The following is a 26,150-nucleotide window of genomic DNA, read 5'->3' as shown; positions in this document are numbered from 1 at the left end:
GTTTTTCACTTCGGCTGAAATACTTTTGTCCCAGCCTCGTCTCTATTTTATTTAGAGCGCTTTTCTAGCCAATCGCCGATTGAAGGATATGTTTCCTTCACTGCTTTTGGACCAAATACAACAGATACGTGACCTGTTTGCAGCAATTTGTACTCTTTATCTTCACTTGAAACAGCGTCCATTAAAGCTGCCACTTGATGCGGCATCGCAATATGATCACGGCTAGCAGCAATGTTTAAAATATTAGCTTTAATATTTTTCAAATCTACTTTTCGGCCGCGAACTTCAAGTTCACCATTGATTAATTTGTTTTGTTGATAGAAGTCGCGAATCCACTGACGATAAGCTTCACCAGCAAATGGGATTCCGTCAGCAACCCACTTTTGCATTAGCTTCCAGCTTTCAACAAAACGCTGATTTTCCGAACGATCCACCAGCGTTACATACGGACCGTAAAAATTTGTGATTGGCTTTAGCATCTTGTTTCCAAAGTCAATCATCTCTGGAGGGATGTTTCCGAATGTATCTACTGCTTTATCTAAATTAAAGTAGCGGTCGTCTAGGAATGCTCCGTATAAACCTGTATCCGAGAAATCAAATGGACTTGTCATAAAAATTAAGTTTTTAATCGGCAAGTCTTCATTTAATGCAGCAAAAATAGATGTCATAGTTCCGCCCATGCAGTAACCAAGAACAGACAAATCAGGAGATTTAGAAGTGCGCAGCACCTTTTTCGCCGCTTTTGGAATATAATCCACAATATAATCATCTAGCTTCATATTGCTGTCTTCAAGTCCAGGAGTTCCCCAGTCAAGTAAATACACGTCAAAACCGCGGTTTAATAAGTATTCAACAAGGCTGTTTCCAGGTGTTAAATCCAAAATATACGGTTTATTGATCAGTGCATATACGAGTAGAATTGGTGTTTTGTGAAGGTTATCTTTTACTGGCGTATAGCGATATAATTTCGCTTTGTTCTTTTTCCAAATAACCTCTTTTGGTGTTAATCCAACTTCCGGTTCCGCTTCTGTTGTCATAATTTCATATGCACGCTTAAAACGTCTTGCAGAACTTTTATATTCACTTGGCATTGATTTGATTAGTTTTTCCCACTCTTGCACGTAAGGAATTGCCACGAATATACACACCCTTTCATTTCATTAGTAGTTAGTTAACAAGCACAGCCCCGACAAAAGTCAGGGCCAGCATCTATTACATGTATAAGCCGCCGTTAATGTTTAACTGTTGTCCTGTAATGTACGCGCCGTCTTTTGCTAAGTAAACAACTCCGCGTGCAATTTCTTCAGCGTGCCCTAAGCGACGAGTTGGAATTTTCGCAACAACTTTTGCACGAACTTCTTCCGGCATTGCCATTACCATTTCCGTTTCAATAAATCCTGGGCAAATTGCATTAACTGTTACGCCTGACTTAGCAAGTTCAAGAGCTAATGATTTAGTGAATCCTAGCATACCTGCTTTAGCAGCTGAGTAGTTTGTTTGACCAAATCCGCCCGCTTGACCAATAATTGATGAAATATTGATAACACGACCGCCTTCAGATTCTAAAAGATGCGTTAGCGCAGCTGATGTTGTGTTGTATACGCTATGTAAGTTTACATCAATTACTTTTTTCCAATCTTCTTCACCTAACTTCTTGAATGAACGGTCGCGCGTAATTCCAGCATTGTTTACTAGAATGTCCAATTGACCAAACGCAGCTTTTGTTTCTTCAATTAGGTGTTTTGCTTGATCTACATAAGACACGTCAGCTTGAACCGCAATAGCTTCTCCGCCGTTGTCTTTAATTTCTTTTACAATTGCTTCTGCAGATTCTTTACTGCTGTTATAGTTTACTGCTACTTTTACTCCATTAGAAGCAAGCTCACGTGTAATTGCTGCCCCAATACCTTTAGATCCGCCTGTTACGATTGCTACTTTACCTTGTAATGTTGTCATGAAAAATTTCCCCCTTGCTTCTTCAGCGATGATTTTTACTGTAAATACAGCAGTTAATGTTGTTTTAAAATCCCCTATGCCCTACTTGCGAGCCGGCTGCTCAGTTTTTTGAGCGTTTGATGGTTTTGCTTCAGCTTTAGCTTCTGCCTTTGGCTTTTCAGCTAATTTTTCTTGTTTTTCTAACAGCTGAGCCTGAAGCTGCTCACCTTGAGTTTTAATTTGTTGTTGAATCGTTTCTTTTAACTCGTCTTGTGTTTTTTGCTGCCCTTCAAGAAGAGATAAAACCTTGTCGAGTTTTTTGTCTAATGATTTGACATCAGATTTCAGCTTAGTTACATCTTTTTTCAAAGCGGATGCACTTTCTTGCTGTGCTTCTAATTCATCAAAACGATCATCAAATTGCTCTTCTAATAATTCTACTTTTTCTTCCACATTGATGACTAATGACGCAACGTTTGCTACATCTTCTTTTGTGGGTACATTTACTTGGTGCAGATAGCGCCCCGTTACTTCATTTACTGCTTGTTGATATTGAAGGTTCATATTTAGCACATTTCCCATGAGCTGGGAAAATTCTTCACGATTCATATTGTCCCCAATAACTTTACCCCAGTAAGATTCGGTTTTGTCATATACGTCTTTCCATGCTTGAAACGGATCAAATACTTTTTGCTGTTCCAAAACTCCATCTCCTTTCTTGTGTACGTTAAAAGTGATGGCTTTCAATATGGACACTTAATGTGACAAGCGACATATTAGAAGCTCTAAGTAAACGCAACCAATTTTGCGTTTATTTATTGGATAATGTAAATCTTTTCACAATTCACTTACCAACAAATTATAAATGTTATAAAAATTACCTACATGTACTATTATAAATTCGTTTTCCAAAATAAACAATTCTAAATCTTTGTTTATTTTTGAATTTTTTTGACGCTTTTTGTCGAAATTCAAAAAATCGTTCTTTTTTCCTGTATTTGAAAGACCTGTTTTAAAGTGTTGACAATTTTTTCATCTAGGTGTAAATTACACATATAGAAAACAAATTCTCTTTTTTCGAAGGGGTGATTACCTTGGGATCAAGTGAAAAAGATAACACCTCTAATTCAAACAACTTAGAAAAATCGATTAGCGGTGCACCAAAAAACTTGATGGTTCCTTTTCTTCTTTTAAGTTTAAGAGGTTGGAATCTACATGGTTACAAGCTCATTCAGCAACTAATGAGCTTTGGATTCACATCAGTTGATCAAGGAAATGTCTACCGCACGCTGAGACAGCTTGAAAAAGACAACTTGATTACATCGCAATGGGATACGTCAGCTGAAGGACCTGCACGCCGGATTTACTCATTAACAGATGCCGGTGAACAATATTTAAGCATGTGGGCTAATTCACTTGAACAGTATCAAAACATGTTAGATTCATTTTTTCACATGTATACCGACATGTTGTTCCCTTTTAGCTCTTCTTCTTCTAAAAAGTCAAAAGAATCAAAAGAGGAAGAAAACGATTAAAGGGATTCACGCAGTACATCTGCGTTTCCTAATATAATGTTAAATAAATTTCACGGTCAACCAGCGAGCGCGGAATGTTAGGTTTATTACACAACTACGAATTTCTTCTTTAACGTTTTGTTCATTACGATAACTGTTCGCCAGACCAAATTATTCAAGGAGGAATTTGATTATGTCAACAGTAAAGTATGATACAGTAATTGATGCAATGTGGGAACAATGGACAAAGGGGTTACAAAACATTGCAGACGGAAACAAACAAATTGAGCAATGGACGTTAAAAGCACTTGAGCAACAGCAAGAATTTGTAACAAAAGCAGTTGAACAACTTCAAGCAACAGACAAACAGTGGAAAGCTGAATTAGAAGATCTTCAACAAAAAACAGTTGAAAACTTACGTAAAACAGCTGGTAACGCTGTTGCCGATTCTTATGAAGAATGGACAAACCGCACGCATGAAGCATTAAATAAATTACAAGAGCTTTCTCTTAACCAAAGCAAATCAAGCTATTCTTTAGTAAAGCAAGCTCAAGAACAATATCATCAAGTAGTAACACAATTAGTAGAAGAGCAAAAGAAAACGCGTCAAGAGTTCCAACACGTATCTGATGCATACGTAGAGCAAGTAAAATCTCTTCAAAAATCATTTGCTCAGTCTCTTGAGCAATATGCAGTTGTAAAATAATATATAAAAAAGCCCAGCTTCTTTGAAAGCTGGGCTTTTTTATACTTTCTTGCAAACCATTACCAGTATGCAAAATAGTAAACAGCAAATAATACAGGTACAGCAGTGAACTGCTGTACAACTAAAAAAGGAGATGACTAATCATGGCTAGAACAAATAAACTATTAACACCAGGCGTAGAACAATTTTTAGATCAATATAAATACGAAATCGCTCAAGAATTCGGGGTAACTCTAGGTTCTGACACTGCTGCACGCAGCAACGGTTCAGTAGGCGGAGAAATCACAAAACGCTTGGTGCAACAAGCTCAAGCTCACTTAAGCGGCAGCACACAAAAATAAAACATAACTTCATAACATGGCTAAAAAAGGCACCTGCGTGTGCCTTTTTCTTACATAATATAATCTTTCAAATACACGTAGTCCCCCGCTAATATAATAACCATCGCGATGATATATTTGCGGTTTCTTTCAATTGTTTTCCGGCTCACTTTGACGTGCTTTTCAATCAAGCGAATGGGAAGCTGCCGCTTTAAAAACAGCTTATCTCTTAATTCTTTTTCATTGACGATAAAAGATGCAACTTCCACTGCATTTCCCCTTGCATCCTTATGTTTAGGAGACGTGTTAATAATATCTTCAAGAGTTAATTTAAACAGTTCCAGCGTCTGACAAAAATAAGTCATTTCCTCTTGAATATATGAAGTTTCACTTTGCCTTTTATAGTTAGAAAGCGATATATCCCTTTCTACCTTACCTTGCATAAAACCTTCATTTTCAATTCGGCTATAGAGCAGCGTTTGGTTTCGCTTTTCTTTTCGAATATAGTCGATGACTCTTCTTTTAATAATCAGTTCCGCAAATGCAAGAAGGGATCGACCTTTTTGGATTGTGTAATTTTCAATGGCTTCATTAAACGCAATCAGACCAATGCTAAATTCATCGTCAGCTTCACTTATATAACGTTTACATACAGCTGAAACAACTTTAGCAATAAACGGTTTATATTGTTGAATCATTTCGTTATGTAATTGTTTATCCCCTTGCTGAATCGTCAGTACAAGCGTTTCAAGCGATGGAGGCGTTTGAACTTTTGTGAGCATTGGCTTCACCTCTTTTACTATACTCAGTTGCTTTATACCATGTTAATATCCATTCTTTTGATGACGAACAGGGTAAAGAAGCGCTCTGCTCCTTTTAATTCTCTTTATTATAACCCATAATAGCTCAATTTTACCAATTAACATACATTTGAAATATATGTTTATGAACTGAAATAAACTTCATTGAACTGAATTATCCAACGCTGATTCTGTTCTTTACAGAATATGAACGAAAAAGCAAAACATTCGGATATACAGTAATTAAACATCAGTTAGTTCTTTTACCCTTTCCCAAAACAATTTAAACTAGGTATTTTATCTTAATACAAAAAAACGCGCATTAAAAGCGCGTTTTTTTGTATTATTGATTTTCAATTTTCTTTAATGAGTCTTTTTCTTTCTCTGAACCTTCAAGATCAGTTTGTTCTTTGTTTTTAGATAAGAACCAGCCTGAAGCTGCTATGCCAAGTAACACAACCCAAAACGTAATTTTCCATACTTTTGATTCAGGGAAGTGTTCATTAATAATACCTAACTCCGGATGAGCAAGAGTGTAAACTGCTAGCTTAACCCCTACCCAGCCTACGATAGCAAAAGCCGCCGTTTCTAGCCCCGGGCGCGTATTTAATAGCTTGACGAACCAAGTTGCAGCAAAACGCATAATGATTAGTCCCATAATTCCTCCGGCAAAGATCACCAAGAATTGTCCGCCATCGAGTCCGCCAATTTTAGGAAGATTGGTTGTTGGCAACGTAACGGCAAGAGCCACAGCAGCCAAAATTGAATCAACCGCAAAAGCAATGTCCGCTACTTCTACTTTCAAGACCGTCATCCAGAAACCTGAGCCCTTTTTTCCGTCCGCTTCTTTTACTTTTTCATGATCACCTTTTTTCACATATCGCTTCACAATATGATTAATGGAAATGAACAATAAGTAAATGGCTCCTATTGCTTGAAGCTGCCATACATCTACCAAAAATGAAATCAAAAACAATGAACCGAATCTAAAAATAAAGGCACCGGCTAATCCGTAAAACAATGCCTTCTTGCGTTTTTCTTCCGGTAAATGTTTGACCATAATGGCCATTACAAGAGCATTATCCGCCGCCAAAATTCCTTCTAATGCAACTAGCACCAGCAATACCCATCCATATTCTAACAAAAGCGATGCATCCATAAAAATCCCCTCTCGTTTCTTTGTATAAGTTGATTTATTCTCATTACCGGAATAAAACACAAAAAGACCTTTGCCAAATATGGCAAAGGTCTTGCTAAGCATAATCATTATGCCAACAAAGCCGATGGAATACTCCATGTAATGACGACTTTGTTTCAGGTTTCCCTGACGCTACTCCCCTTTACTCCGTAAGAAGTAAATGTATTAAGTTGTTTTTATTTTACAAAAGGTCCACTAATAAGTCAATGAAAAGCCCTCTAAACTTTTGTTAAGCTTTTGTTAAGCGTTTTAATACGTTTAAAAACGTGGCAATATGAATAGGCTTTGTTACATATTCACTAAAGCCGACTAAAAAAGCTTGATCGATATCGCTTTGCATCGCGCTTGCACTCAAGGCGACTCGCGGAATATGCTTCAACTCTTTTTCCAGCTGAAGCTGTGTGCATACCTCAAAACCATTCATATCAGGCAGATCAATATCAATTAAAACAATATCCGGTGAAATGGACTTGATTAGCCCGATGCCGTTTTCTCCTGTTTTGGCAACTAAGAGCTTAACGTTTTTATATGGAGAAAGAATAGATTGCATAAGCTCAATATTTGTATCGTTATCCTCAATATACACAATTGAGATCGGCATGGAAAAACCTAAAAATGACTCGGCTTCCCCTTCATTGGATAAGCGTTTAGGAACAGGTGGATGTACTAAGGGAAAACGAACCCAAAATGTACTGCCTTTTCCTTCTTCACTTCGCACTCCGCACGTTCCATTCATTAAGACAACAAGCTGCTTTACAAGCGCCAGCCCAATCCCTGTTCCGTCTTTTTCTAATCTATTCACACGATAGAAAGGCTCAAAAATCCGATTTAATTCTGAAGCTGGAATTCCAAAGCCCCTATCTTCAATCAATATGGTTACGTGATGCTGAGTAATATCGGTATAGATAATGATATCGCGATAAGCGGGCGAATATTTAATGGCGTTTGTAAGCAGATTTAATAAGATCTGCTGAAAACGAAGTTCATCTACTTCAACAAAGACTTCTTGGTATGCGTGAAAGCGAGTATAAAATATACTATGCTTATCTTTTGCTAATGGTTTCATAATTTTAAGCGCGTCTTCAATTGCTTCTTTTACCGACACTGGTTCAAGGTTAATCACTAAATGACCTGATTCAATTTTCGATAAATCAAGCGTTTCATTTATTAAATAAAGAAGATGATTACCTGCTTTTAAAATTTTTCGTATACGATTCAATTGTTTTTCTGTTAAATCTTTTTCTCCTTGCTCTTCCAATATCTGTGCATAGCCTAAAATACTGTTTAAAGGCGTTCGAAGTTCATGGCTTACTTTTGATAAAAATTCTGACTTAGCCTGATTTGCTTTTTCGGCTTCTTCTTTGGCTATAATCATTTGCTGATTGGAATGAAGCAGGTCTTGTTCTTGTTCCTGCTGCTTTGTAATATCATAAAATGTGACAACTACGCCTTTATAATATTTGCTTTCTTGCAGAGGTTCAGCATTCACCGAAAGCCAAGTCAACTTTTTCTCATTTAAATAAATGCCCATGACTGTATTTCGCACAGGCTCTTTTGTATGAAGACAGCGGACAGATGGAATATCTTCGAGTGCAAAAGCTGTGCCATCAGGATGAATAATTTCCCAGTCTAAACCAAACGGGTTAACCGATAACATTTGGTCATAAGGCACGTTTAGAATCTTAGCAGCGTATGCATTGGCAGCAATTAAGTTACCTTCAAGGTCATGAAACACCACGCCTTCTGACATTGTAGAAAGAACGGATCGATACATGCTTTCACTTTTAGCCAGCTTTTCTCTTGCTTCGTGAAGATCAGTAATATCTACTATAGAACCAATAACTTCTTGTACTTCTCCTTTGTAGATATGAGGTGTTAATTTCGTATAGTAAGCAAAGTCGTTCAAAAGTACTTCATACGACACTTTCTCTCCCGCCCATGCTTTATCATAGTAACTCCTATTATCCCTTGCGTAGGATTCAGGTAAAAATTCCTCAGGTGTTTTTCCGACAACATCTATTTCCTCATATCCCATTTCACGAATCATTTTGCCTTCGCACATCGTATAGACATACCCTTTACTGTTCTTCACAAATTTAAAAATAGTACCATCTTGCTGTGAAAGCGTGCGTTTTAAATCTTTTTGTAAATCCAGAAGCTGCTGTTGAGCCTTTTTTCGGTCTGTTACATCTTTGGCGATGACGTAACTGCCTTTAATTTGACCATGAACAATAATAGGCATTTGCGTTACTTCAACATATACAGGCTGATTATCTTTGCGAATGAGCGTTGCCTCATAATAAACAGAGTCTCCACTCAGGGATTTCCACATATATTCTTCAGCTTTTTCAGCTTCTCTAAACATATAGGGAAACGGAATTTTCTCCATTTTATTTAACGTGTATCCTGTCAGCTCGATTCCTTTTGGATTAATCGTTTGAATATTGCCGTACAAATCAACTGCACACACAATATTGGGATTGTAGTTAAAAAGAGATTGATAATACTCTTCTTTTAATTGACTGTCCCTCACTTCTTCCTGACGCTTAAAAGCAGCAACAAGCAGGAAGACAATAAGTAGCGTAATCGTGATACTTGCAATCATATTGGAAAATGGCGCTTGATACGGCAGCCACTGTCCCCATCTTCTAACAACTGAGTGTTCAATATGGAGCTTCATTCCATACATACTGATAAAATGCATAGCTGAAATGCCAATGCCCAGTAAAATAGAGCTAACAAGTTTAAGGAATGGATTAGCTTTTACATTTTTTGACCGAAAAAACAAGTGCATCGCATAAAATGCAACGACCAGAGCGATGATGATAGAAAGCAAAACAGATAGCACGGCATAATGAATGTGTGCTTCTGTTTCGATTGCTGCCATGGCAATATAATGTGTACCCAGAATACTGCTTCCTAAAATGAGCCCTGACCATACCGACGTGCGCCATTTCCAGAATGTCCAAAACGCAACTAATGATCCGCTAATCGCTATTATTAAAGCAAGGACAGAAAGTACAGCATCAAAATGAAAGCTAACAGGAACATAATAAGCAAGCATCGCAATATAGTGCATCGCCCCCACTCCAAGCCCCATTGAAGTTGCTGACAGTATGAGCCACAAATAATTGTTCCGCTGTTTTTTCATCATTTTGCTCACAATATCAAGTGCTGTATAAGAGGCAAGAATCCCTACAATGACAGCAAGAAATACGGTAAATTCATTATAGTGACCAGTAATTGAAATCATTTTCTTTCCTTTCACTTTAACGTTACTTCTTCTATCTAACTCTCCTTATAAGAACTATATTACGATCATTTATTCCGAAAGCAGACACATGAAATAGACGAAACTTACATAAGCTTCGTCCTCTCATCAGCATAACTATTTTAGAAGAAGCAGCATCTCTTAATTTGTCATTAACTGATGCAACTGTTTTTGAACGTCTTGGATTTTTAATTTTGAGATATGAGCATATTCATCAATTTCTAAGAAATAAACAAGATATGTTTCGTTTTTTGGTGTGATGTGCGAAACTTTCTGCAAATTTACGATATAAGACCGATGTGTTTGACTGAATACAGAAGGGTTCAAATACATATAGATATCACTAATATTTTCATATGTCTCATAGACACGTGATTGAGTATAGATTAAGCATTTTTTTCCGGACTTTTCAATAAAAATAATTTGATCAATTGGAATGTAATAAGTAGATCCGTTAAATTTTACAGGCAGTCTTTTTAATTGCTCTCCTGGCTTTTTTGACTGGTTTTTATCAATTCCAATGGAGTTTTTTGCCCGCTCTAGCGCCATATAAAGTCTGGTTTTTTCAATTGGTTTTACAATGTAATCCAGTGCCGACAACTCAAATGCCTTCACAGCAAATTCATCATAACCGGTGATAAAAATGAAGTTTAAATTCGGCTTAATGCGCAGGCACTTTTTTATGGCATCTACACCGTTAATCGTAGGCATATTAATGTCTACGAGCAAAAGGTCTGGACTCTTGGCCATCACTTCCTGTACAAGCTGCTCTCCGTCTTTACAGATGCTAATCACTTCAAATTCCGGAAGCTGTTCTATAAAATAATCTAAAATTTCAACCGAATCTTCGTTATCATCGGCAATAATTAAGTTGATTTTGTTCATCCTGACTCCCCCTAGGATACAATGTTAAAGTATAGTACGAACTATTGCCCATTCTGTTTTATGCATGTCTACACATCTTTATAGTGTTTTTATGTTGAGATGAATGATCTACACGGACGCTAATCGTTAATGGAACGCACAACGATTGTTCATGGGGAATATTGCAATAATTGTAGGTTTCTAGAAGAAGAAATAAAACCGTTTATCTATTATCATTTATTTTCCTAACAATGATTTAATACCCTTTTTATAATCTGTAAATCAGCATGCCAGAATCTTTATTTAATATTTTTAACAAAGGCGACACGCTATTTTCAATCATTTTGTCTTCTCTTACTATTAAAACATGTTCTACGTTCTTCCACCCATACTTTTATTCATTTTTTTACTTTTTATTCAAGGTAATTACTTACATGCAACCCTTAATAACCCTGTATTTTTAATTTCACTTGAAGAAATTTATGTATTTTTTATTCATTTTATTATAAAAATTCTAGCATATAACGTTATGAACTTACATATGTATTCCGAACTAGTTCCTTTTAGAACTATGATTATTATACCATTTCATAGTATAAATCACATATATTTAAAGGTGAAGACTTTCCATTCCTTTAAGAGTTCAAAGCTATTTATTTGTAAAATAAATCAATTCATTCCTCTCTAAAGGCTAATACATCTAATTATCCATCTATTATCTGTAAAAAAACAGGCCTAAAGTTATACTTCGGCCTGTTTTACATTCATTTCTTATTTTGCATTTTTTACAATTTGCTGTGCCTGTTTCGATACAAAGAAGCGACCTTTTTTATCTTGTACCACCACACTGTCCATCCGCATCTCTTTTCCATTTACAATCGCAATATTTTTATTTACCGGAAAACGTACCGTTCGCTTATTGTTTGTAACAACGAGCACAGGGTTGTTTTTATCTTTTGAGTCCACCGCTACATTTGAGCCTTTAAAAGCTTTATTTGCTTCAATAAATAATTCATTTGTTAACTCGTTTAAGTTAATATTCATTGACTTAGCCATATGTTTGGCAATATCCGTATTATCAAAGTGCCCCGTTGGTCGATTGACGCCGTATGAATACAGAAATACATCCTCACCCGTATGACCGCCCGTTGTGAATCCAAGGTTTGCTCGGGTGGCTAATAGCTTTGATAGTGTAGCACTCATTTCTTTTTTATCTCTTGCTTTAGTCAGCTGCGCTTTTTCCTCTGAAGTTAGGTTTGATAAACCATACAAAGCAGCTACTTCTTCTTTATTTGATAAATCTTCTTTTAAGTTAGACGTAGCACCTTCTAACGTCATTTTTGCTTTTTTTAATGGATCAATATAAGCAGAAACAGGTGTGGTATCATATCCTTTTGTTGTATTTGCATTACCGATTGAAAGACCGCTGTTTCCGTGATCAGCAATCGCAATAACCATCGTATTTCCATCTTTTTTAGCGAACTCTACTGCCTTGCCCACTGCTTCATCAAACGCTAATACATCGCTAATCATGCCTACTGGATCATTCGCATGAGCTGCCCAATCCGTTTTGCTTCCTTCAACAAATAAGAAGAAACCGTCTTTATCTTTGGAGAGTGTTGTTATTGCTTTATTTGTCATCTGAGACAGCTTTGGCTGTTCTGCTTTTGTCTGCGGTCGGTCCATATCATACGCTAAGTCTCGGTCAGCGAAGCTCCCCCAGATTTTTTTGGCGCGCGACTGCTCTAATTCCTTTTTATTTTCTACAAAGTCATATCCTCTTTTGTTTAATACATTGACTAAGTTTTCACCGTCTTTTCGGCTTTTTTCTTCTTTTCCTGGTAGAAGAGATTGCTTACCTCCTCCAAGTACTACATCAATGTTTTGATACACTTGCTGCTCCGCTAGCGTTTGAAAATCATCACGGCTGTAGTTGTGGGCTGAAAAACCAGCTGGTGTGGCGTGCTGGATTTCAGAAGTAGCCACAATTCCTGTCGCGCGCCCCGAAAGCTTTGCTCCTTCTAGAACGTTTGCTACGGGACGAAACTGATCTTCTTTTTCTACGGGTTTAACCCCAGGTGTATTCACTACTGAAGGGAGCACACCTACATAACCAGAATTTGATTTATTTCCTGTTGCTAAAGCAGTAGCTGCCGGAGCGGAATCTGTAATAGCAGATTCTGCCGAATACGCACGTACTCCCCCGGCCATCAGCTGATCCATATGTAACGGTTTTCCTTTGTACCATCTTGCAAGTGTAGTAGCATTTGAGCTCGTCCCGTCCATTACCATCATAATGACATTTTGAGGTTTCTTAGCTGACTTATGCTCCACTTTTGCTTCCGTTTGAATAAGAGAGTTTCCTAAACCAAACGAGGCCAATGCTACTGCTCCTGCCAGTGTAATACCTGCTAATTTTTTCTTCATATAAATGTACCCGCTCCTTTATTTCATTATCTTCGACATGTCTAAAGTTACCATTCAAACGTAAATCTACTGTTTATCTACTGTAAAAGAGTGTAAAGTTTGTCTTTATATTCTTCCTTTCTTCTTGAGAAAAAATAGTCGAATAAAAAGGAAGTACATGAACAAACTACCAGTAATAGAAAGTCATGCGAGGGGCACGGTTATGTTTAAACATTTATTTAAAAAAAAGAATGCAGACGATCAGCCCAAAAAAACATTGGACGAACTGATTGAACAATTTAAAAAATCAAGTGATTTTACAACATTAGCTATTGGCTCGCAGCATCGAAAATACATCATTACGTATTTTAAGCAACTTGTAAACATGCAAAGTGTTGAAGATAAAATACTTGAGCCTTTTCAAAAACTAGACTTCACGTTAAGCAGTGTATATGAAGTTGAAAACGTTCTGCCGATTGAAGATATTTCCGTTACAAAAGATACAAAAGAAATTTTAGAAAAGATGCTGCGCGGCTATGTAATGTTTCAATTGCATAAAGACGATAAGCTAGTAGCGCTTATTAAAGTTCAAAGCTTTGATACGGGGTTTCGAAAAGAAAATGAAACGGAAAATGAGTTCAGCGTCGTTGGTCCTAAAATTGGTTTTGTAGAGGATTTAGATGTCAATCTCTATTTAATGAGAAAAACGGTCATTTCCGAAAACCTTATTTTTAAAGAACTCACCGTAGGAAATAAATCGAAAACGCGCGTCGTTCTTGTTTATTTAGAAGGCGTAACGAACCCTCAGCACGTGGACACTATGACGCAGCGCCTGGAAGATATAGATTTCGACGTCATTTTTGATAGTACAATGCTTGATCAATTAATTTCCGATAATTCTTCTACGGCGTTTCCGCTTTTTTTAACAACAGAGCGGATTGATCGAGTCTTGTTTAGTCTGTTAAACGGGCAAGCTGCCTTCTTTTCGAGCGGTTCACCCTACGCGGTTACGGGACCGTCAACGCTGCTTGATTTTTTTATTTCACCCGAAGATTACTATTTACCGTGGGTTCTAGGGTCATTTTTCCGAGTTATTCGTATTTTAGGCGTCTTTTTCTCTATTTTTGCTACACCTCTTTATGTAGCCATTGTTACGTATCATTATGAGATGCTTCCAAAAGATTTGCTCGGACCTATTATCTTTTCAAGGACCAACGTTCCTTTTCCACCGGTCATTGAAGTACTTTTTTTAGAAATCACCATTGAACTGCTTCGAGAGGCCGGAGCCAGACTTCCAACAAAAGTAGGTCAAACACTGGGAATCGTAGGCGGGATTGTTATTGGGCAAGCAACCGTAGAAGCTGCATTAACAAGCAATATTTTGCTTATTATTGTTTCACTGACAGCTTTAGCTTCTTTTACAACGCCTATTTTTAAAATGTCTAATACCATCCGGTTATTACGTTTTCCGTTTATTTTGTTTGCCACTGCGTTTGGCTTAGTCGGCATCACCTTTGGTTTTTGTTTTTTACTGGTTCATTTGCTTCGTTTAAAATCTTTGGGCATGCCTTATCTTGTTCCGCTTTTTCCGTTTCGTCCAACAGAGTATAGGGATACCTTTCTGCGATTGCCCTATAGTCATACAGCAAAGCGTCCAAGCTACTTGCGTCCTTTAGAACGCTTTCGCTATAACCCTAATAAAGCGAATAAGACTAAACGAAAAAGTAATTTAGATAATGAGTAAAGCGGGGAAACGTTATGAAGAGAATACTTATTTTATGCACTTGCCTTACTTTCTTAACGAGCTGTGCAGACCGTGAAACAATTGACGAAATTCAAGTAGTTAACTCCATAGGATATGATTATATTCCTCAAAGCAATAAAGTCAGAGGAACCATTTTATACCCTATCTATAAGTACGGGCCAACGGAAGAACCTAGTATTATTGCGGCTGCTGCTAATTCATCATTTGATATTCCACTTCGCTTAAACAATAAATCATCTCTTCCAGTTGCTTTTGGGCAGCTACGGAGCATCGTCATGGGAAAAGAATTTGCAACACACGGCGTGGATGAATTAGTAAATACAATTGCTAGAAATCCAGACCTTGGACGTAATATTAAATTAAGCATTGCAGATGGCAACGCACATGAATTATTGAGCTCCGTTACAAAAAAGAAAATTAAAGACTATCAGTTTATTTCTAATTTGATTGAACAAAATATCCGAACAGAAAACTTGCCTAACACCAATTTACAAATTTTTTTATTCAGTTTTTTTAGCGACGACCGCGACCCTTATCTTCCTGTTTTATCCCAAGAAAAGGATGCTATTAAATTAAAGGGGCTGGCGCTTTTTAAAGAACAAAAAGTCGTTACAACCATCGGAATGAAAGAAACATTTTTATTTAAGCTGCTAACGAGCGGAACAAAGCACGGCCGCTACTCAGTAAAAATTAAAGAAAGTGACCGTAAAGGCGAAATTATACTGCAAAACTTGCGCACCAAAACAAAGTATGAAATTAAAGGAAATCATCAGCATCCAAGTATTGTTGCGCACTTAACTGTTGACGGCCTTGTAAAAGAATTTCCTGGATGGATAGATTTAACAGACCCGACTCGTATTAAAATGGTTGAAAAAACGCTTCAAAAAGATATTGAAAAAGACGGGGATGCCTTTATTAAGAAGCTTCAGCGGCACAAAATCGACCCCATTTGTTTTACAGATTATGTTCGAAGTAAAACGCGAGGGTTTAACAGTGGAAAATTCAAAGCGCAATATCCGGATATGAATATTGAAGTAAAAGCTCGCGTTCATCTTATTCAAACCGGTATTAGCAACTAGGAGGAAGAAAAGATGCACAATACAATTAAAGAAGAAAATCAAGTTTCCCCTTCTTTTCTTTTTTTCTTAGTTCACTCTACTCAGATTGGCGTTGGAATACTAGGGTTTCAGCGTTACATTATTAAAGGAGCTGGATATGAAGCGTGGATATCTATCTTCCTTGCTGCAATCAGCGTCTGTATTTTATTAGCGATGATTTTTAATATCTTAACTCGTGAAAACAGCGATATTGTTGATATTCACCGGTTATATTTCGGTAAATACCTTGGAGGAGCTTTAACTCTTGCGGCATCGGCTTATTATTTTATTTTTGCGTTAACCATTTACCGAACGTACGTAGAAATTTTACAAATATGGATGTTTCCACAGCTGGAAACATGGATTGTATCCCTTGTTTACTTACCTATTATTTACTATACAGTTTCCGGTGGGTTTCGTGTGATCACTGGAATTGCTTTTTTTGGGGTTATGCTTCCCTTGCCGCTTGCACTTGCATTGATTTATCCGCTGAAATACGGGCACCTTAATAATTTATTTCCTTTATTTGACCACACGATATGGGAATTTTTAATTTCAACTAAAATGATGACTTTTGAGAATTTGGGATTTGAATCCGTGCTTTTTTTCTATCCTTTTATAAAAAATGGCGCTACTAGTCAGAAGTGGGGGCAACTTGGCATTTTGTTCAGCACTTTTTTATATTTTTGCACAGCATTAGTGTCATTTGCTTACTTTAGTCAAGGACAGTTAGCTCATACCATATGGCCAACTTTAACGATGGCCAAAATTATTGAAATTCCATTTTTACAGCGTTTTGAATATATTTTAATTGCTCTGTGGCTCTTAGTTGTTCTGCCTACTATTGCTGTTAGCTTGTGGTGTACAATTCGCGGATTTAGTAAAACATTTAATAAACCGCCTACTATTTTTCTCATATTAGCCTTAATTGCACTCCTTGGCTTTTCTATTTTCTTTGATGACCGAGAAACGATTGATCAACTTAATACACGACTATCTATGACCGGCTTTTACTTTATTTATGGCTATATTCCTTTCCTTTTTCTATATAGCTTCATTCGGGCCAAAGTAAAACAAAAGAAAAAACAAAAAGAAGAGCGTGAGCCAACTTTAAGTTGAATCACGCTCTTTTTTCATATTATTTTATTTGTTAAATAAAACAGCGTATTCCCCGTATCCTTCTTTTTCTAAATCTTCTTTCGGAACAAAGCGAAGAGCCGCTGAGTTGATGCAGTAACGCAAGCCGCCTGCATCTTGCGGACCATCATCAAATAAATGACCTAAATGAGAGTTAGCCGTTTTGCTTCGTACTTCTGTACGAACCATATTATGACTAACGTCCATGTTTTCTTTTACTTCATCTTTATTAATCGCTTTTGTGAAAGACGGCCATCCGCATCCGGCATCATATTTATCCGTTGAACTAAACAACGGCTCTCCTGATACGATATCTACATAAATACCATCTTCTGTATGATCCCAAAATTCATTGCGAAACGGGGGTTCCGTTGCGTCATTTTGAGTAACTTCATATTGAATAGGCGTTAATGTCGTTTTTAGCTGCTCGTCGCGGCCAAAGTCTTTCCAGTTTTCTTTAATAAAACGATCACGTCCAGATCCTCGTCGATACATAGCATAGCGGAATTTATTTTTCTTATAATAACCTTGATGGTATTCTTCCGCTTCGTAAAACGGTTTTGCCGGTAGAATTTGTGTAGCAATTGGTTCAGAAAAACGACCGCTTGCTTCTAATTGTTGCTTGGATTCTTCAGCTAGTTCCTTTTGGTGTTCGTTGTGGTAAAAGATAGCTGTTCGATACGAGTCGCCTCGATCCGCAAATTGTCCGCCTGCATCCGTTGGATCAATTTGAGGCCAGTATAGTTCTAAAAGCTTTTCATATGGAAAAACTTCTGGGTCAAATGTAATTTGGACCGCTTCATAGTGGCCCGTTGTTTCTGAGCATACTTCTTTGTACGTCGGGTTCTCTTTGTGACCGCCTGTATAACCAGATACAACTTTTATAATGCCTGGCTGTTCATCAAAGGGCTTCACCATACACCAAAAACAGCCGCCGGCAAAAGTTGCTACTTCATATTGTTCTGTCAAAAAGATGACCTCCTTCATGTATTCTTTCTATTATTATACGCTGATTTGATGTTCTCACCAACTAACTTGCTTCTTGTACTCTTTCCGTTTTAAGACAAAAAAATAATCAGTGAAGCTCGTCTTCACTGATTATTCTTCCGCATTTAAAGCGCTTTATTTTTGATCGACTTTAATTTTGTGAAACAGTTTATTCATTGTTTCAATTTCTTTATCTGTAAAGTGCTCAAACCGCTCGAGGAAATACGCTCGTTTTTTTTCTTGAATCACATTAAAAATATCTTGCCCTTCTTTGGTCAGTTCAATATCAATAATACGTCGATCATTTTCAGACCGTTTGCGTGCAATGTAGCCTTTTGACAAAAGCAAGTCGGTTACCGCCGTAATGTGGCTTGCTGACACTTGAAGATACTTTGATAAATCAGTTGATCGCTGCCTGCCGGAATCAACTAGCATACGAAGCACCATAAATTCATTTGTTGATAGCTCTGAATTGTATACTTCATTAATTTCTTGGCGAAGCTGTCTGAACACAAAGCGAAACAGCGTCTCCATTTCTTGAACGAGCTCTTCTCTTTTTTTCACTTGTCACTCTCCTTAACGCTATCACATGATAACGAATATGTATTTACGAAAGTATTTCACTTTCTTAACTTAATTAGTTTTATCAAATTACTAAGCGTTTCGTCAACTATTATTGAGATTTTTTTCCACAAGTCTGTACGAATTGATGTATTTTTCGTAAAATTCCATAAAAAAAGCGATTTACCGTTATGGTAAATCGCTGCTAGTAGCTAAAAATACCGGTTAAAAAGCTTCTCCATCTCGGAACAGGCTTTTTACCTTTTAAGCTGTCTTCACTTTTTAACTGACTTTCAAGTTCTACTACTCGATTTTCTAATTTTGTAATAACTTTATTTAATCGATCAATTTCTGAACGATGCTCTAAAATTTGAAAGGTCACTACTTCTCCCGCTTTTTCTTCTGTACGCTTTTCATTTTCAATCAGCCTTAAAAAAAGCTGATCAAGCTGCTTTTGCATGTCTTGTGCACGTTCATCAGATATAACGACTTCCTCTTTTTCCACTACTTTTTCTACCACTTTGACGACGGCTTGACGACTGCGGTTTTTTTGAAAGTTTCTAAGTGTTTCAACATTTTCTTCCGTAAACTCACAGTGTCCCGATTCATTTCTCTCTAGCTGGATATCCGCCATTTTGACCCACTTTAATACCGTACTTGGATGTATTCCCAGCGCTTTTGCCACATCTACCGTTTTCATCGTCATGTTCCATCCCTCCATTTTTTTCATTTATTAGCCATTTCGAGAGAAATTTTTAAATCCCTTCATACATGACAAAACTAGTATGAATTCGTCAAAGAAAGTGGACGTTCAACAAATGAAGAAAATGATGTCATTATTGCTTAGAAAAACTCGTACAAACCTTCTGCAAAATAACAAAATTCGTGCTGTGAAATCTGCTTGCCATATCCCTTAAAAAAAGACGCGCGCTCTTTACCTGTAAAAATTCCGTCTTCAAAGCGAACAGCAAGAGCCATATCATAACGAGCGTCTCCTAAAGTTCCTCCGCTCCAGTCAATAACAGCTGTTATCTGACCGTCTTGTACAAGTACATTATCAATCGTGTAGTCTCCGTGAATAAGTACCTCTTGTTTGCATATCATGTTTTGCTTCTGCAGTTGTTTTAGTAGCCGTTGATTCCCGTCTACCTCATAGTGGGTTAAATTGTACTCTGCCTCTTGCAGCATTCGGTGGATCCACGGCTGCTTACTCACTAATCGTTCTGGACACTCAGCATTGTGAATACGAGCAAGAAGACGCCCCATTTCATAGACAACGTGCTCACGCTTTTTTTCATTATCTTCCTTCTCTAAATACTCTCTTACCGTCTTTCCTTCAAAAAATTCTAGCAGCAGCCAGCTCTCCTCTGCTGTTTGAACAAACTTGTAAGCGCTCGGGCTTTGAAAGTCCGCCAGTGCCTGTATATTTTTTAATACATAATATTCCTTATATAACCATTTTCTGTACTTTTCCCTTTTTGCCCGTTTTAAAACATATCTCCCTCTAGCCGTATGAAGGATACCAACATCTGAGGTACACCCTTGCCTCGGAAACGTCACTTTTTCGATTTGCTTTACATACTTTTTTATCGAATGAGGAATTTCTTCTATTATAATAGGATGCAACTGTCTCACTCCCCTTTCTTTCTACATTCTCTTTTTGTTGCTCTTTCCCTACAAAAAAGTTGAGACATAACGAAATCACTTCAATTTAATACAAACAAATGGGTTGAATGAGCTATTATGAAGCGCTTGTGACACCGCTGTTGATTTCCGTGCAAGACTTCGCTTTCCGCGGGCGGCCGGTGAGCCTCCGTCTTTCCCTCCAATCAACAGCTAGAAGCAACTAACTGCATACTTGAAACCTACGTTCACCATTCTAATAAAAAAATCCGAACGATTACTCGTTCGGACCTTCCTTCAACTAAACTACTTTTGCCCAATCTCTTACCCTTTACCAAGCACCCAGCGGCTTTTGGTAAATATCGTATAGCCAATCGTAAATAAAACAATAATGCAAACCGACAAGCTGCCTATTGTATACCCAAGACTTTGCATATCATAGACGCCGTAGAGAAGCTGTTTCATGAGTGCAAATACGTTATAAATAGGAATTAAAAAGACATTGGACTGCATCTCGTTTACCGATTTTCCCATTAGTAAAAAGCATGGCAGTATCGCTACTGTAACAATTTGCGATGTATAGCTTTGCGCTTCTTTAACGGAACTTGCTAAGAGACTAAAGATACAAAGAATCAGCCCTGCTAATAAGGCAAACAAAGTGATTGCCACTAGTAATGAAGCGCTAAAAGCAATGAGGTGATTATTTAGGTTCAAGGCATCATTTAAAGTCACGGTAAAGTAGCGTACAAAAAGCACAAATGAAATAGTAGAAAGCACTCCGCTTAAGACCCCAAATGTAGAAATAGTGAACCACTTCCCTATTAGTAAATGTAGTCTTTTAATAGGAGCCATGAGTAGAGCTTCCATCGTTTTTCGCTCTTTTTCTCCTGCAAAAATATCATTAGCAGAAGGTACAATACCCCCTAACACCCCTAAAGCAATAATCATAGGAGCATAAATTGCCACCATAATTAATGAACTATTATCTTTATTTGAAAGGCTTTGTTCCTTGACATAGAAGGGCTGAATCGTTTGATCATTAATATTTAATTGTGTTAAACGTTCTTTTATAATACCGTCCCTCTGTTTATTTAATATAGCTGTAACGTACTCTTTTGTACGTGAAGATTCTACACTATCTGGACTTGTATAAATCATTACGTCCGGCGATTGCATATGGAGAATTTTATCAGAAAATTCCTTATCAACCTTTAAAGCTACTGATGCTTTGCCTTTTTCTACTGTTTGAAGTGGATCTTCGCTTTCCACAACTTGAAGGTTTCTATCTTCCTTTAACCATTCCACTACACTTGTATCTGAGCCTTTCTCAACAGCTATGGACATACCATCAGGTTGATTATTGGACATCATTCTATCTACAAAAAACAGCATCCCTACATTTAACAGAATCGGAATCAACACGCTAAAGATAATCGTTTTGCGATCTCTCAAACAATCAATCAACTCTTTTTTATAAATATGCCAAATCATATTAAGCCCCCCTCACGATACGCGACATAAAGATGTAATTTAAGTCTGTGCTTTCTTCTTCTTTATACAGCTGTTCGTTTGTTCCTTGATAAATCATTTTTCCTTTATGAATCATGATGATAGACTGACACAGCATCTCCACTTCTTCCATAATGTGACTGGAAAAAACAATCGTTTTTCCTTCTCTTTGCAGACTTTTAATAAGCTCGCGAAACATGTTTGCTGATGTAATGTCTAATCCTGTAGTCGGTTCATCAAATAGGATAACGTCTGGGTTATGAAGAATAGTGCGTGCAATGGCTACTTTTTGACGCATTCCTTTTGAAAAGCCTCCGACGCGGCGATCCAAGTAGTCTTTCATTCCAAAACGTTTGGCCAGTTCCTCAATCCTTATCTTTGTTTCATGTTTGCTCATTCCATAAAACTTAGCAAAATAAGCTAAGTTCTCACGAGCTGTCAAACGGTCGTATAAACCTGTTTCACCGCCAAAAAGCACGCCGATTTTTTGCTTTATTTTATTGGGCTGTTTATGAATGTTAATTCCGTGAATGAACATATGGCCTTCCGATGGTTCAAGTACAGTCGACAGCATACGTAAAAGAGTTGTTTTCCCCGCTCCATTTTCCCCTAATAGTCCTACAATTTCTCCTTGTGCGATGGTTACATGAATATCTTGAACAGCTGCAATTGTTTGCTTTTTCTCTTTAAAATATTTCGTCACACCTTTGATTTCAATCATATCCGCTCTCCCCTTTTACTGTGATTGACTCTATCTTAGCTTATTTTTTATACAGCATCTTCCATCTTGTCATAAAGAGGGTTTTTTATGTCGCGAAACGTCCTTTCCATCTTGTAAATCATGGTAAAATAGTGTGGTAATATCCAATAGAATAAAACAAAGAGGGTTTTTATTTATGAAGGTAGGATTAGTGGATGATCATTCATATGATTTAGAAAAATTGAGGATTTCTTTAGAAAGAGAAGATGATATAGACATACTTTTTTCGACTAGCAGCGCGGAGGAAGCTTATAACGAAATTAAAAAAAATGAAATTGATTTATTAATTACAGATATTGAAATGCCAAAGCTATCAGGTTATGAGCTTGCAGACTTCATCAATGCTTACGCACTTGATATTCAAGTCATCTTTGTCACTGGGCACAGCGGCTTTGCCGTTCATGCATTTGAACTCAACGTTTTAGACTACATTATGAAGCCTTATTCTAAAGAGCGTCTGTTAAAAGGCATTCAGCGTTTTCATCAAAAAAAACAATCAGCTGATACAAGAGATAAGCTGATTTTAAAACAAAAAACCGAAATGCAAGTGCTGAACAAACAAGATATTATATTTGCAGAGCGAACGGGTCGCTCTACCACCATCATAACGACAAATGGAGAATTTAGTACCTATCAATCATTAAACGAAATTGAAAAAGAATTAACAGCGAGTCATTTTCTAAGGTCGCATCGAGCTTTTATTATCAACATTTCCTATATTCAAAATTTCTCCCTGTATACTAAGCACTCCTACTCCGTGATGTTTCAAAGCACCGAAAAAACAGCTTTAATCACGAAAACAAATTTAGACATCTTGCAAAAAGAGTACTTTTAAAGGAGGCACTATTTAAAATGAAACTATTTTACACACTAGTTTTACTAACTGTTTTCGTGCTCCTCTTTTTTAAAGACCTGCCTGTTAGTTTACATCTCCTACTTAGTTCTTTTATAATTGGTTCATTTTTTATATGGAGAAAGAAATATCAAACGGCTCCTTCACTAACGATAAAAAAAGCAATCGTGCTGACGTCTTTTTTCCTGCTTTTATTTAGCCTATCTTCACCTCTTAGTATTGGCCTAACCGTTATCGCAATGATTGGTTACATGACCGACATGTTTTCGTCTTATCAACAATACATATTCGTAACCAACCGGGAAAGCAGTGCTTCACGTGAAATTCAAAAAAACAATGAGCTTTTTCAAGCGTTAAGAGCTGAAAGACATGATTTTATTAAACATGTCAGCGCCGTATCCTATCTTCTAGAAACAAACCAAAGACAGCAGGCACAAGAGTATATTCAAGATTACGTTGAAGCTTTGAATGATACCCATTCATATATTCAAGGTGAACATTCGCACGTTGCTTCTGTTGTACATCAAAGCAAGAATCAAGCACATACGTGGGGAATACATATGAATGTTCAATTAGATTCACCGTTATCACAGCTGCCTTTAAAGCACCTTGACCAAATGAATCTCATCATGAATTTACTGCATAATGCTTTAGAAGCCGCTCATTCTTCTGAGAAAAAAGAGATAACCGTTTCGAGTATGATTCGAAGTGGCATTTACATTTTAGAAATCAGCAATTCTACCGCTCCTTTATCACGAGAACGTCAAGATCACTTGTTTACTTCTTTTCATGTTACAGAAAAGAAAGAACGCCACGAAGGCCTTGGTACGTGGATCATTTCTGAACTTGTTTCCAACTACCACGGACGCTTGGAGTATACGTATCACGATTTAACTCTTTCCATTAAAATAAAATTTCCGATAGTCGTTTCCTCAAAACAAGCAACATAGCCGCTATAGCCCAAGCGGCTTTTTTTCGTATGAGCCTCTTCTATACGTACACACTATAAAAAGCACCGAAAAAAAGAAATATTTCACACTTGTTTTAGCTCTTTTATCGTCACTTTTTTAGTTTTTGATTTTTTATATGCAAATCTATTGCATTTCAAGTAAAAAACGAATATTATATATCATGTTGCTTTTAATGTTCGTTATTTTTGGAGGTTACTTATGTTTAAGTTAAAAGAATATAACACGGATGCTAAAACGGAGATTTTAGCTGGTATTACAACGTTTTTAACCATGATTTATATCGTCATTGTGAACCCAGTTATTTTGTCCAGCGCCGGCGTTCCTTTTGATCAAGTATTTACAGCTACTATTATTTCAGCAGTCGTAGCTACGCTATGGATGGCTCTTGCAGCTAACTATCCAATCGCTATTGCTCCCGGCATGGGAATGAACGCATACTTTGCTGCTTTAGTTGTCGGTTCAAATGGAAGTATCGACTATGCTACTGCTTTTTCAGCTGTATTCGTAGCAGGTATTATCTTTATCATCCTATCGTTAACATCGTTTCGTGAAAAATTAATTGAAGCTATTCCAAACAATTTAAAGCACGCGATCAGTGCTGGTATCGGTTTATTTATTGCTTTTATCGGGCTTCGTTCAGCCGGTATTATTGTTGCAAATAAATCAAATTTAATTGGACTTGGTGATTTGCAGTCTGAGAAAGTAGTTTTAACACTGATTGGACTTGCGATTACAATCATTTTATATACGCTAAATGTAAACGGCGCTTTATTCTTCGGTATGATTATTACCGGATTAATTGCTTTCTTTAGAGGACAGCTTTCATTTGATAAAGGTTTGTTTGCTTCCCCTCACCTCCCAGATGGTTTAATGATTTCAAATCCTTTTGCTGCTTTTGGAGATGTTATTCATCATGATTTGTACACAGTTGTTTTTTCTTTCTTACTTGTGACGATTTTTGATACAACAGGTACAATGGTAGGCGTAGCTCAACAGGCCGGTCTTATGAAAGGTAATAAGATGCCTCGCGTGCGTCAAGCATTGCTTGCTGACTCATTTGGTACAACGATTGGCGCTTTATTTGGTACAAGCCCAACAACCGCTTACGTTGAATCTTCATCTGGTGTAGCAGCAGGCGGACGTACAGGTCTAACAGGCGTGACGGTAGCCATTCTATTTATCGTGGCAGCATTCTTTAGCCCGGTTGTAAGCTCGGTTTCTGGCGTAGCAGCTATTACTTCACCTGCATTAATTATTGTCGGAAGCTTGATGATGGGTGCTGTAGCTAAAATTAATTGGAATGACTTTGATGAAGCGTTCCCTGCCTTTTTAGTTGTTCTAGCAATGCCTCTTACATCAAGTATTGCAACAGGAATTGCGCTTGGCTTCATTTCTTATCCGTTAATGAAGCTGGTAAAAGGAAAAGGCAAACAAGTTCATCCGCTTGTGTATGTCTTTGCTGTTTTATTTCTCTATCAGCTCATCTTTTTACCTCATTAAAAAAGCTTGGAGATTTCTCTCCAAGCTTTTTTTATTGAAAGTGATTGTTATTTTCTTTTGTTTGATAAAGATAATTTTCTACATAGATTTGTTCTGCCTCAGAAGCGTTCTTTATCCCTTCTTCTGGATCTAGCTCGATACTTCTCTTTTTAGCTATATAATCCACTAGCGCCCCAAATCCTAAAAGACCGCCTATGATCCCAGCAAATACAAGCCATATTGGCAATTGCTTCACGTCCCTTTTCTTTTAATTGTATCAGCTTCAGCGCAACAGGTAAATATTAACATGTTTTCTTCACTTATAAATAAAGCGTTTTTTACCAAATATACGTAAAAAACGTATTTGTATTTGGTATACTAAACTCACGGCATG

25 protein-coding genes and 1 riboswitch are annotated in these 26,150 nt (G+C 37.2%); of the genes, 9 read left to right on the top strand and 16 right to left on the bottom strand.

Annotated elements, in window-relative coordinates:
• Positions 1-47: 47 nt before the first annotated feature.
• The 3 genes from ACNHOZ_RS15150 to phaR form a co-directional block, all read right to left on the bottom strand.
• Positions 48-1,136: a class III poly(R)-hydroxyalkanoic acid synthase subunit PhaC gene (locus ACNHOZ_RS15150; RefSeq protein ID WP_013055939.1), complete on the bottom strand. Its 1,089-nt coding sequence runs from the start codon at positions 1,134-1,136 to the stop codon at positions 48-50.
• A 76-nt stretch (positions 1,137-1,212) separates the two neighbouring features.
• Positions 1,213-1,956, bottom strand: a complete 744-nt coding sequence (gene phbB / locus ACNHOZ_RS15145; RefSeq protein ID WP_014461095.1) for an acetoacetyl-CoA reductase — start codon at positions 1,954-1,956, stop codon at positions 1,213-1,215.
• A gap of 81 nt (positions 1,957-2,037) precedes the next feature.
• Positions 2,038-2,637 (bottom strand): polyhydroxyalkanoic acid synthase subunit PhaR, encoded by a 600-nt coding sequence (phaR, locus tag ACNHOZ_RS15140; protein ID WP_028414183.1) that lies wholly within the window; start codon positions 2,635-2,637, stop codon positions 2,038-2,040.
• Positions 2,638-3,029: 392 nt separating this feature from the next.
• Here phaR and phaQ point away from each other — a divergent pair, with 392 nt between their 5' ends.
• The 3 genes from phaQ to ACNHOZ_RS15125 all read left to right on the top strand — a co-directional run bounded on the left by phaQ (position 3,030) and on the right by ACNHOZ_RS15125 (position 4,496).
• Positions 3,030-3,470, top strand: coding sequence for a poly-beta-hydroxybutyrate-responsive repressor (gene phaQ / locus ACNHOZ_RS15135; RefSeq protein ID WP_013055935.1), 441 nt, complete (start codon positions 3,030-3,032; stop codon positions 3,468-3,470).
• A 172-nt stretch (positions 3,471-3,642) separates the two neighbouring features.
• On the top strand, positions 3,643-4,155 hold the full coding sequence (gene phaP / locus ACNHOZ_RS15130) for a polyhydroxyalkanoic acid inclusion protein PhaP (protein WP_014461097.1): 513 nt from the start codon (positions 3,643-3,645) through the stop codon (positions 4,153-4,155).
• A 143-nt stretch (positions 4,156-4,298) separates the two neighbouring features.
• Positions 4,299-4,496: an alpha/beta-type small acid-soluble spore protein gene (locus ACNHOZ_RS15125; RefSeq protein ID WP_013055933.1), complete on the top strand. Its 198-nt coding sequence runs from the start codon at positions 4,299-4,301 to the stop codon at positions 4,494-4,496.
• Between the two features lie 50 nt (positions 4,497-4,546).
• On the opposite strand, the gene sigI is transcribed toward ACNHOZ_RS15125, so the two are convergent.
• From sigI to ACNHOZ_RS15100, 5 genes are all read right to left on the bottom strand, one after another.
• A complete protein-coding gene (sigI, locus tag ACNHOZ_RS15120) occupies positions 4,547-5,257 on the bottom strand; it encodes an RNA polymerase sigma factor SigI (protein ID WP_048020318.1) in 711 nt (236 codons plus the stop codon).
• Between the two features lie 361 nt (positions 5,258-5,618).
• Positions 5,619-6,434, bottom strand: coding sequence for a TerC family protein (locus ACNHOZ_RS15115; RefSeq protein ID WP_028414185.1), 816 nt, complete (start codon positions 6,432-6,434; stop codon positions 5,619-5,621).
• Positions 6,435-6,530: 96 nt separating this feature from the next.
• Positions 6,531-6,626, bottom strand: a riboswitch (yybP-ykoY riboswitch).
• Positions 6,627-6,702: 76 nt separating this feature from the next.
• A complete protein-coding gene (locus tag ACNHOZ_RS15110) occupies positions 6,703-9,726 on the bottom strand; it encodes a PAS domain S-box protein (protein WP_255899908.1) in 3,024 nt (1,007 codons plus the stop codon).
• A 159-nt stretch (positions 9,727-9,885) separates the two neighbouring features.
• A complete protein-coding gene (locus ACNHOZ_RS15105) occupies positions 9,886-10,629 on the bottom strand; it encodes a LytR/AlgR family response regulator transcription factor (protein ID WP_048020313.1) in 744 nt (247 codons plus the stop codon).
• 750 nt (positions 10,630-11,379) lie between these two features.
• Positions 11,380-13,035, bottom strand: a complete 1,656-nt coding sequence (locus tag ACNHOZ_RS15100) for an alkaline phosphatase (RefSeq protein ID WP_255899905.1) — start codon at positions 13,033-13,035, stop codon at positions 11,380-11,382.
• A 202-nt stretch (positions 13,036-13,237) separates the two neighbouring features.
• On the opposite strand from ACNHOZ_RS15100, the gene ACNHOZ_RS15095 reads away from it, so the two are divergent.
• From ACNHOZ_RS15095 to ACNHOZ_RS15085, 3 genes are read left to right on the top strand one after another with little or no spacing between them, the layout of a single operon-like run.
• Positions 13,238-14,758 carry a spore germination protein gene (locus tag ACNHOZ_RS15095; RefSeq protein WP_255899902.1) on the top strand — a complete coding sequence of 507 codons (1,521 nt, stop codon included), beginning with the start codon at positions 13,238-13,240 and terminating at the stop codon, positions 14,756-14,758.
• A 14-nt stretch (positions 14,759-14,772) separates the two neighbouring features.
• Complete coding sequence (locus ACNHOZ_RS15090; RefSeq protein WP_255899899.1) at positions 14,773-15,858, top strand: Ger(x)C family spore germination protein; 1,086 nt, start codon at positions 14,773-14,775, stop codon at positions 15,856-15,858.
• A gap of 12 nt (positions 15,859-15,870) precedes the next feature.
• Entirely contained in the window at positions 15,871-16,995 is a 1,125-nt protein-coding gene (locus ACNHOZ_RS15085; RefSeq protein ID WP_255899896.1) for a GerAB/ArcD/ProY family transporter, read from the top strand.
• 24 nt (positions 16,996-17,019) lie between these two features.
• Here ACNHOZ_RS15085 and msrA read toward each other — a convergent pair whose 3' ends face one another.
• The 7 genes from msrA to ACNHOZ_RS15050 form a co-directional block, all read right to left on the bottom strand.
• Positions 17,020-17,982 carry a peptide-methionine (S)-S-oxide reductase MsrA gene (msrA, locus tag ACNHOZ_RS15080; RefSeq protein ID WP_028414192.1) on the bottom strand — a complete coding sequence of 321 codons (963 nt, stop codon included), beginning with the start codon at positions 17,980-17,982 and terminating at the stop codon, positions 17,020-17,022.
• 153 nt (positions 17,983-18,135) lie between these two features.
• The gene (locus tag ACNHOZ_RS15075) at positions 18,136-18,564 is read right to left on the bottom strand and encodes a MarR family winged helix-turn-helix transcriptional regulator (protein WP_108674513.1); all 429 of its coding nucleotides are present in this window, start codon (positions 18,562-18,564) and stop codon (positions 18,136-18,138) included.
• A gap of 202 nt (positions 18,565-18,766) precedes the next feature.
• Positions 18,767-19,267, bottom strand: a complete 501-nt coding sequence (locus ACNHOZ_RS15070; protein ID WP_221832884.1) for a MerR family transcriptional regulator — start codon at positions 19,265-19,267, stop codon at positions 18,767-18,769.
• A 137-nt stretch (positions 19,268-19,404) separates the two neighbouring features.
• Positions 19,405-20,196, bottom strand: a complete 792-nt coding sequence (locus tag ACNHOZ_RS15065; protein WP_255899891.1) for a phosphotransferase family protein — start codon at positions 20,194-20,196, stop codon at positions 19,405-19,407.
• 66 nt (positions 20,197-20,262) lie between these two features.
• Positions 20,263-20,394 carry a hypothetical protein gene (locus tag ACNHOZ_RS15060; protein WP_255906672.1) on the bottom strand — a complete coding sequence of 44 codons (132 nt, stop codon included), beginning with the start codon at positions 20,392-20,394 and terminating at the stop codon, positions 20,263-20,265.
• Positions 20,395-20,508: 114 nt separating this feature from the next.
• Complete coding sequence (locus ACNHOZ_RS15055; protein ID WP_221832881.1) at positions 20,509-21,675, bottom strand: ABC transporter permease; 1,167 nt, start codon at positions 21,673-21,675, stop codon at positions 20,509-20,511.
• Between the two features lies 1 nt (position 21,676).
• A complete protein-coding gene (locus ACNHOZ_RS15050; protein ID WP_221832879.1) occupies positions 21,677-22,414 on the bottom strand; it encodes an ABC transporter ATP-binding protein in 738 nt (245 codons plus the stop codon).
• A gap of 175 nt (positions 22,415-22,589) precedes the next feature.
• Between ACNHOZ_RS15050 and ACNHOZ_RS15045 the strand changes: the two genes are divergently transcribed.
• The 3 genes from ACNHOZ_RS15045 to ACNHOZ_RS15035 all read left to right on the top strand — a co-directional run bounded on the left by ACNHOZ_RS15045 (position 22,590) and on the right by ACNHOZ_RS15035 (position 25,777).
• Positions 22,590-23,288, top strand: a complete 699-nt coding sequence (locus tag ACNHOZ_RS15045; protein ID WP_048020299.1) for a LytR/AlgR family response regulator transcription factor — start codon at positions 22,590-22,592, stop codon at positions 23,286-23,288.
• A 17-nt stretch (positions 23,289-23,305) separates the two neighbouring features.
• A complete protein-coding gene (locus ACNHOZ_RS15040) occupies positions 23,306-24,256 on the top strand; it encodes a sensor histidine kinase (protein ID WP_221832872.1) in 951 nt (316 codons plus the stop codon).
• A 219-nt stretch (positions 24,257-24,475) separates the two neighbouring features.
• Positions 24,476-25,777 carry an NCS2 family permease gene (locus ACNHOZ_RS15035; protein ID WP_013055916.1) on the top strand — a complete coding sequence of 434 codons (1,302 nt, stop codon included), beginning with the start codon at positions 24,476-24,478 and terminating at the stop codon, positions 25,775-25,777.
• A gap of 31 nt (positions 25,778-25,808) precedes the next feature.
• On the opposite strand, the gene ACNHOZ_RS15030 is transcribed toward ACNHOZ_RS15035, so the two are convergent.
• Positions 25,809-26,003, bottom strand: coding sequence for a hypothetical protein (locus tag ACNHOZ_RS15030; RefSeq protein ID WP_048020293.1), 195 nt, complete (start codon positions 26,001-26,003; stop codon positions 25,809-25,811).
• Positions 26,004-26,150 lie beyond the last annotated feature (147 nt).

The sequence above is a fragment of the Priestia sp. D51 genome (assembly GCF_053345675.1).
The sequence above is the reverse complement of the archived record's forward strand: the minus strand, read 5'-3'. Positions and strand labels throughout refer to the sequence as shown.

Bases quoted from the DNA above. Each gene is read 5' to 3' on its own strand.
- ACNHOZ_RS15090 (WP_255899899.1), top strand. From the start codon at position 14,773: ATGAAGAGAATACTTATTTTATGCACTTGCCTTACTTTCTTAACGAGC.
- ACNHOZ_RS15100 (WP_255899905.1), bottom strand. From the start codon at position 13,035: ATGAAGAAAAAATTAGCAGGTATTACACTGGCAGGAGCAGTAGCATTG.
- ACNHOZ_RS15125 (WP_013055933.1), top strand. From the start codon at position 4,299: ATGGCTAGAACAAATAAACTATTAACACCAGGCGTAGAACAATTTTTA.
- ACNHOZ_RS15055 (WP_221832881.1), bottom strand. From the start codon at position 21,675: ATGATTTGGCATATTTATAAAAAAGAGTTGATTGATTGTTTGAGAGAT.
- ACNHOZ_RS15105 (WP_048020313.1), bottom strand. From the start codon at position 10,629: ATGAACAAAATCAACTTAATTATTGCCGATGATAACGAAGATTCGGTT.
- ACNHOZ_RS15040 (WP_221832872.1), top strand. From the start codon at position 23,306: ATGAAACTATTTTACACACTAGTTTTACTAACTGTTTTCGTGCTCCTC.
- ACNHOZ_RS15070 (WP_221832884.1), bottom strand. From the start codon at position 19,267: ATGACGATGAAAACGGTAGATGTGGCAAAAGCGCTGGGAATACATCCA.
- ACNHOZ_RS15085 (WP_255899896.1), top strand. From the start codon at position 15,871: ATGCACAATACAATTAAAGAAGAAAATCAAGTTTCCCCTTCTTTTCTT.
- ACNHOZ_RS15050 (WP_221832879.1), bottom strand. From the start codon at position 22,414: ATGATTGAAATCAAAGGTGTGACGAAATATTTTAAAGAGAAAAAGCAA.
- sigI (WP_048020318.1), bottom strand. From the start codon at position 5,257: ATGCTCACAAAAGTTCAAACGCCTCCATCGCTTGAAACGCTTGTACTG.
- ACNHOZ_RS15095 (WP_255899902.1), top strand. From the start codon at position 13,238: ATGTTTAAACATTTATTTAAAAAAAAGAATGCAGACGATCAGCCCAAA.
- phbB (WP_014461095.1), bottom strand. From the start codon at position 1,956: ATGACAACATTACAAGGTAAAGTAGCAATCGTAACAGGCGGATCTAAA.
- ACNHOZ_RS15035 (WP_013055916.1), top strand. From the start codon at position 24,476: ATGTTTAAGTTAAAAGAATATAACACGGATGCTAAAACGGAGATTTTA.
- phaP (WP_014461097.1), top strand. From the start codon at position 3,643: ATGTCAACAGTAAAGTATGATACAGTAATTGATGCAATGTGGGAACAA.
- ACNHOZ_RS15045 (WP_048020299.1), top strand. From the start codon at position 22,590: ATGAAGGTAGGATTAGTGGATGATCATTCATATGATTTAGAAAAATTG.
- ACNHOZ_RS15110 (WP_255899908.1), bottom strand. From the start codon at position 9,726: ATGATTTCAATTACTGGTCACTATAATGAATTTACCGTATTTCTTGCT.
- ACNHOZ_RS15115 (WP_028414185.1), bottom strand. From the start codon at position 6,434: ATGGATGCATCGCTTTTGTTAGAATATGGATGGGTATTGCTGGTGCTA.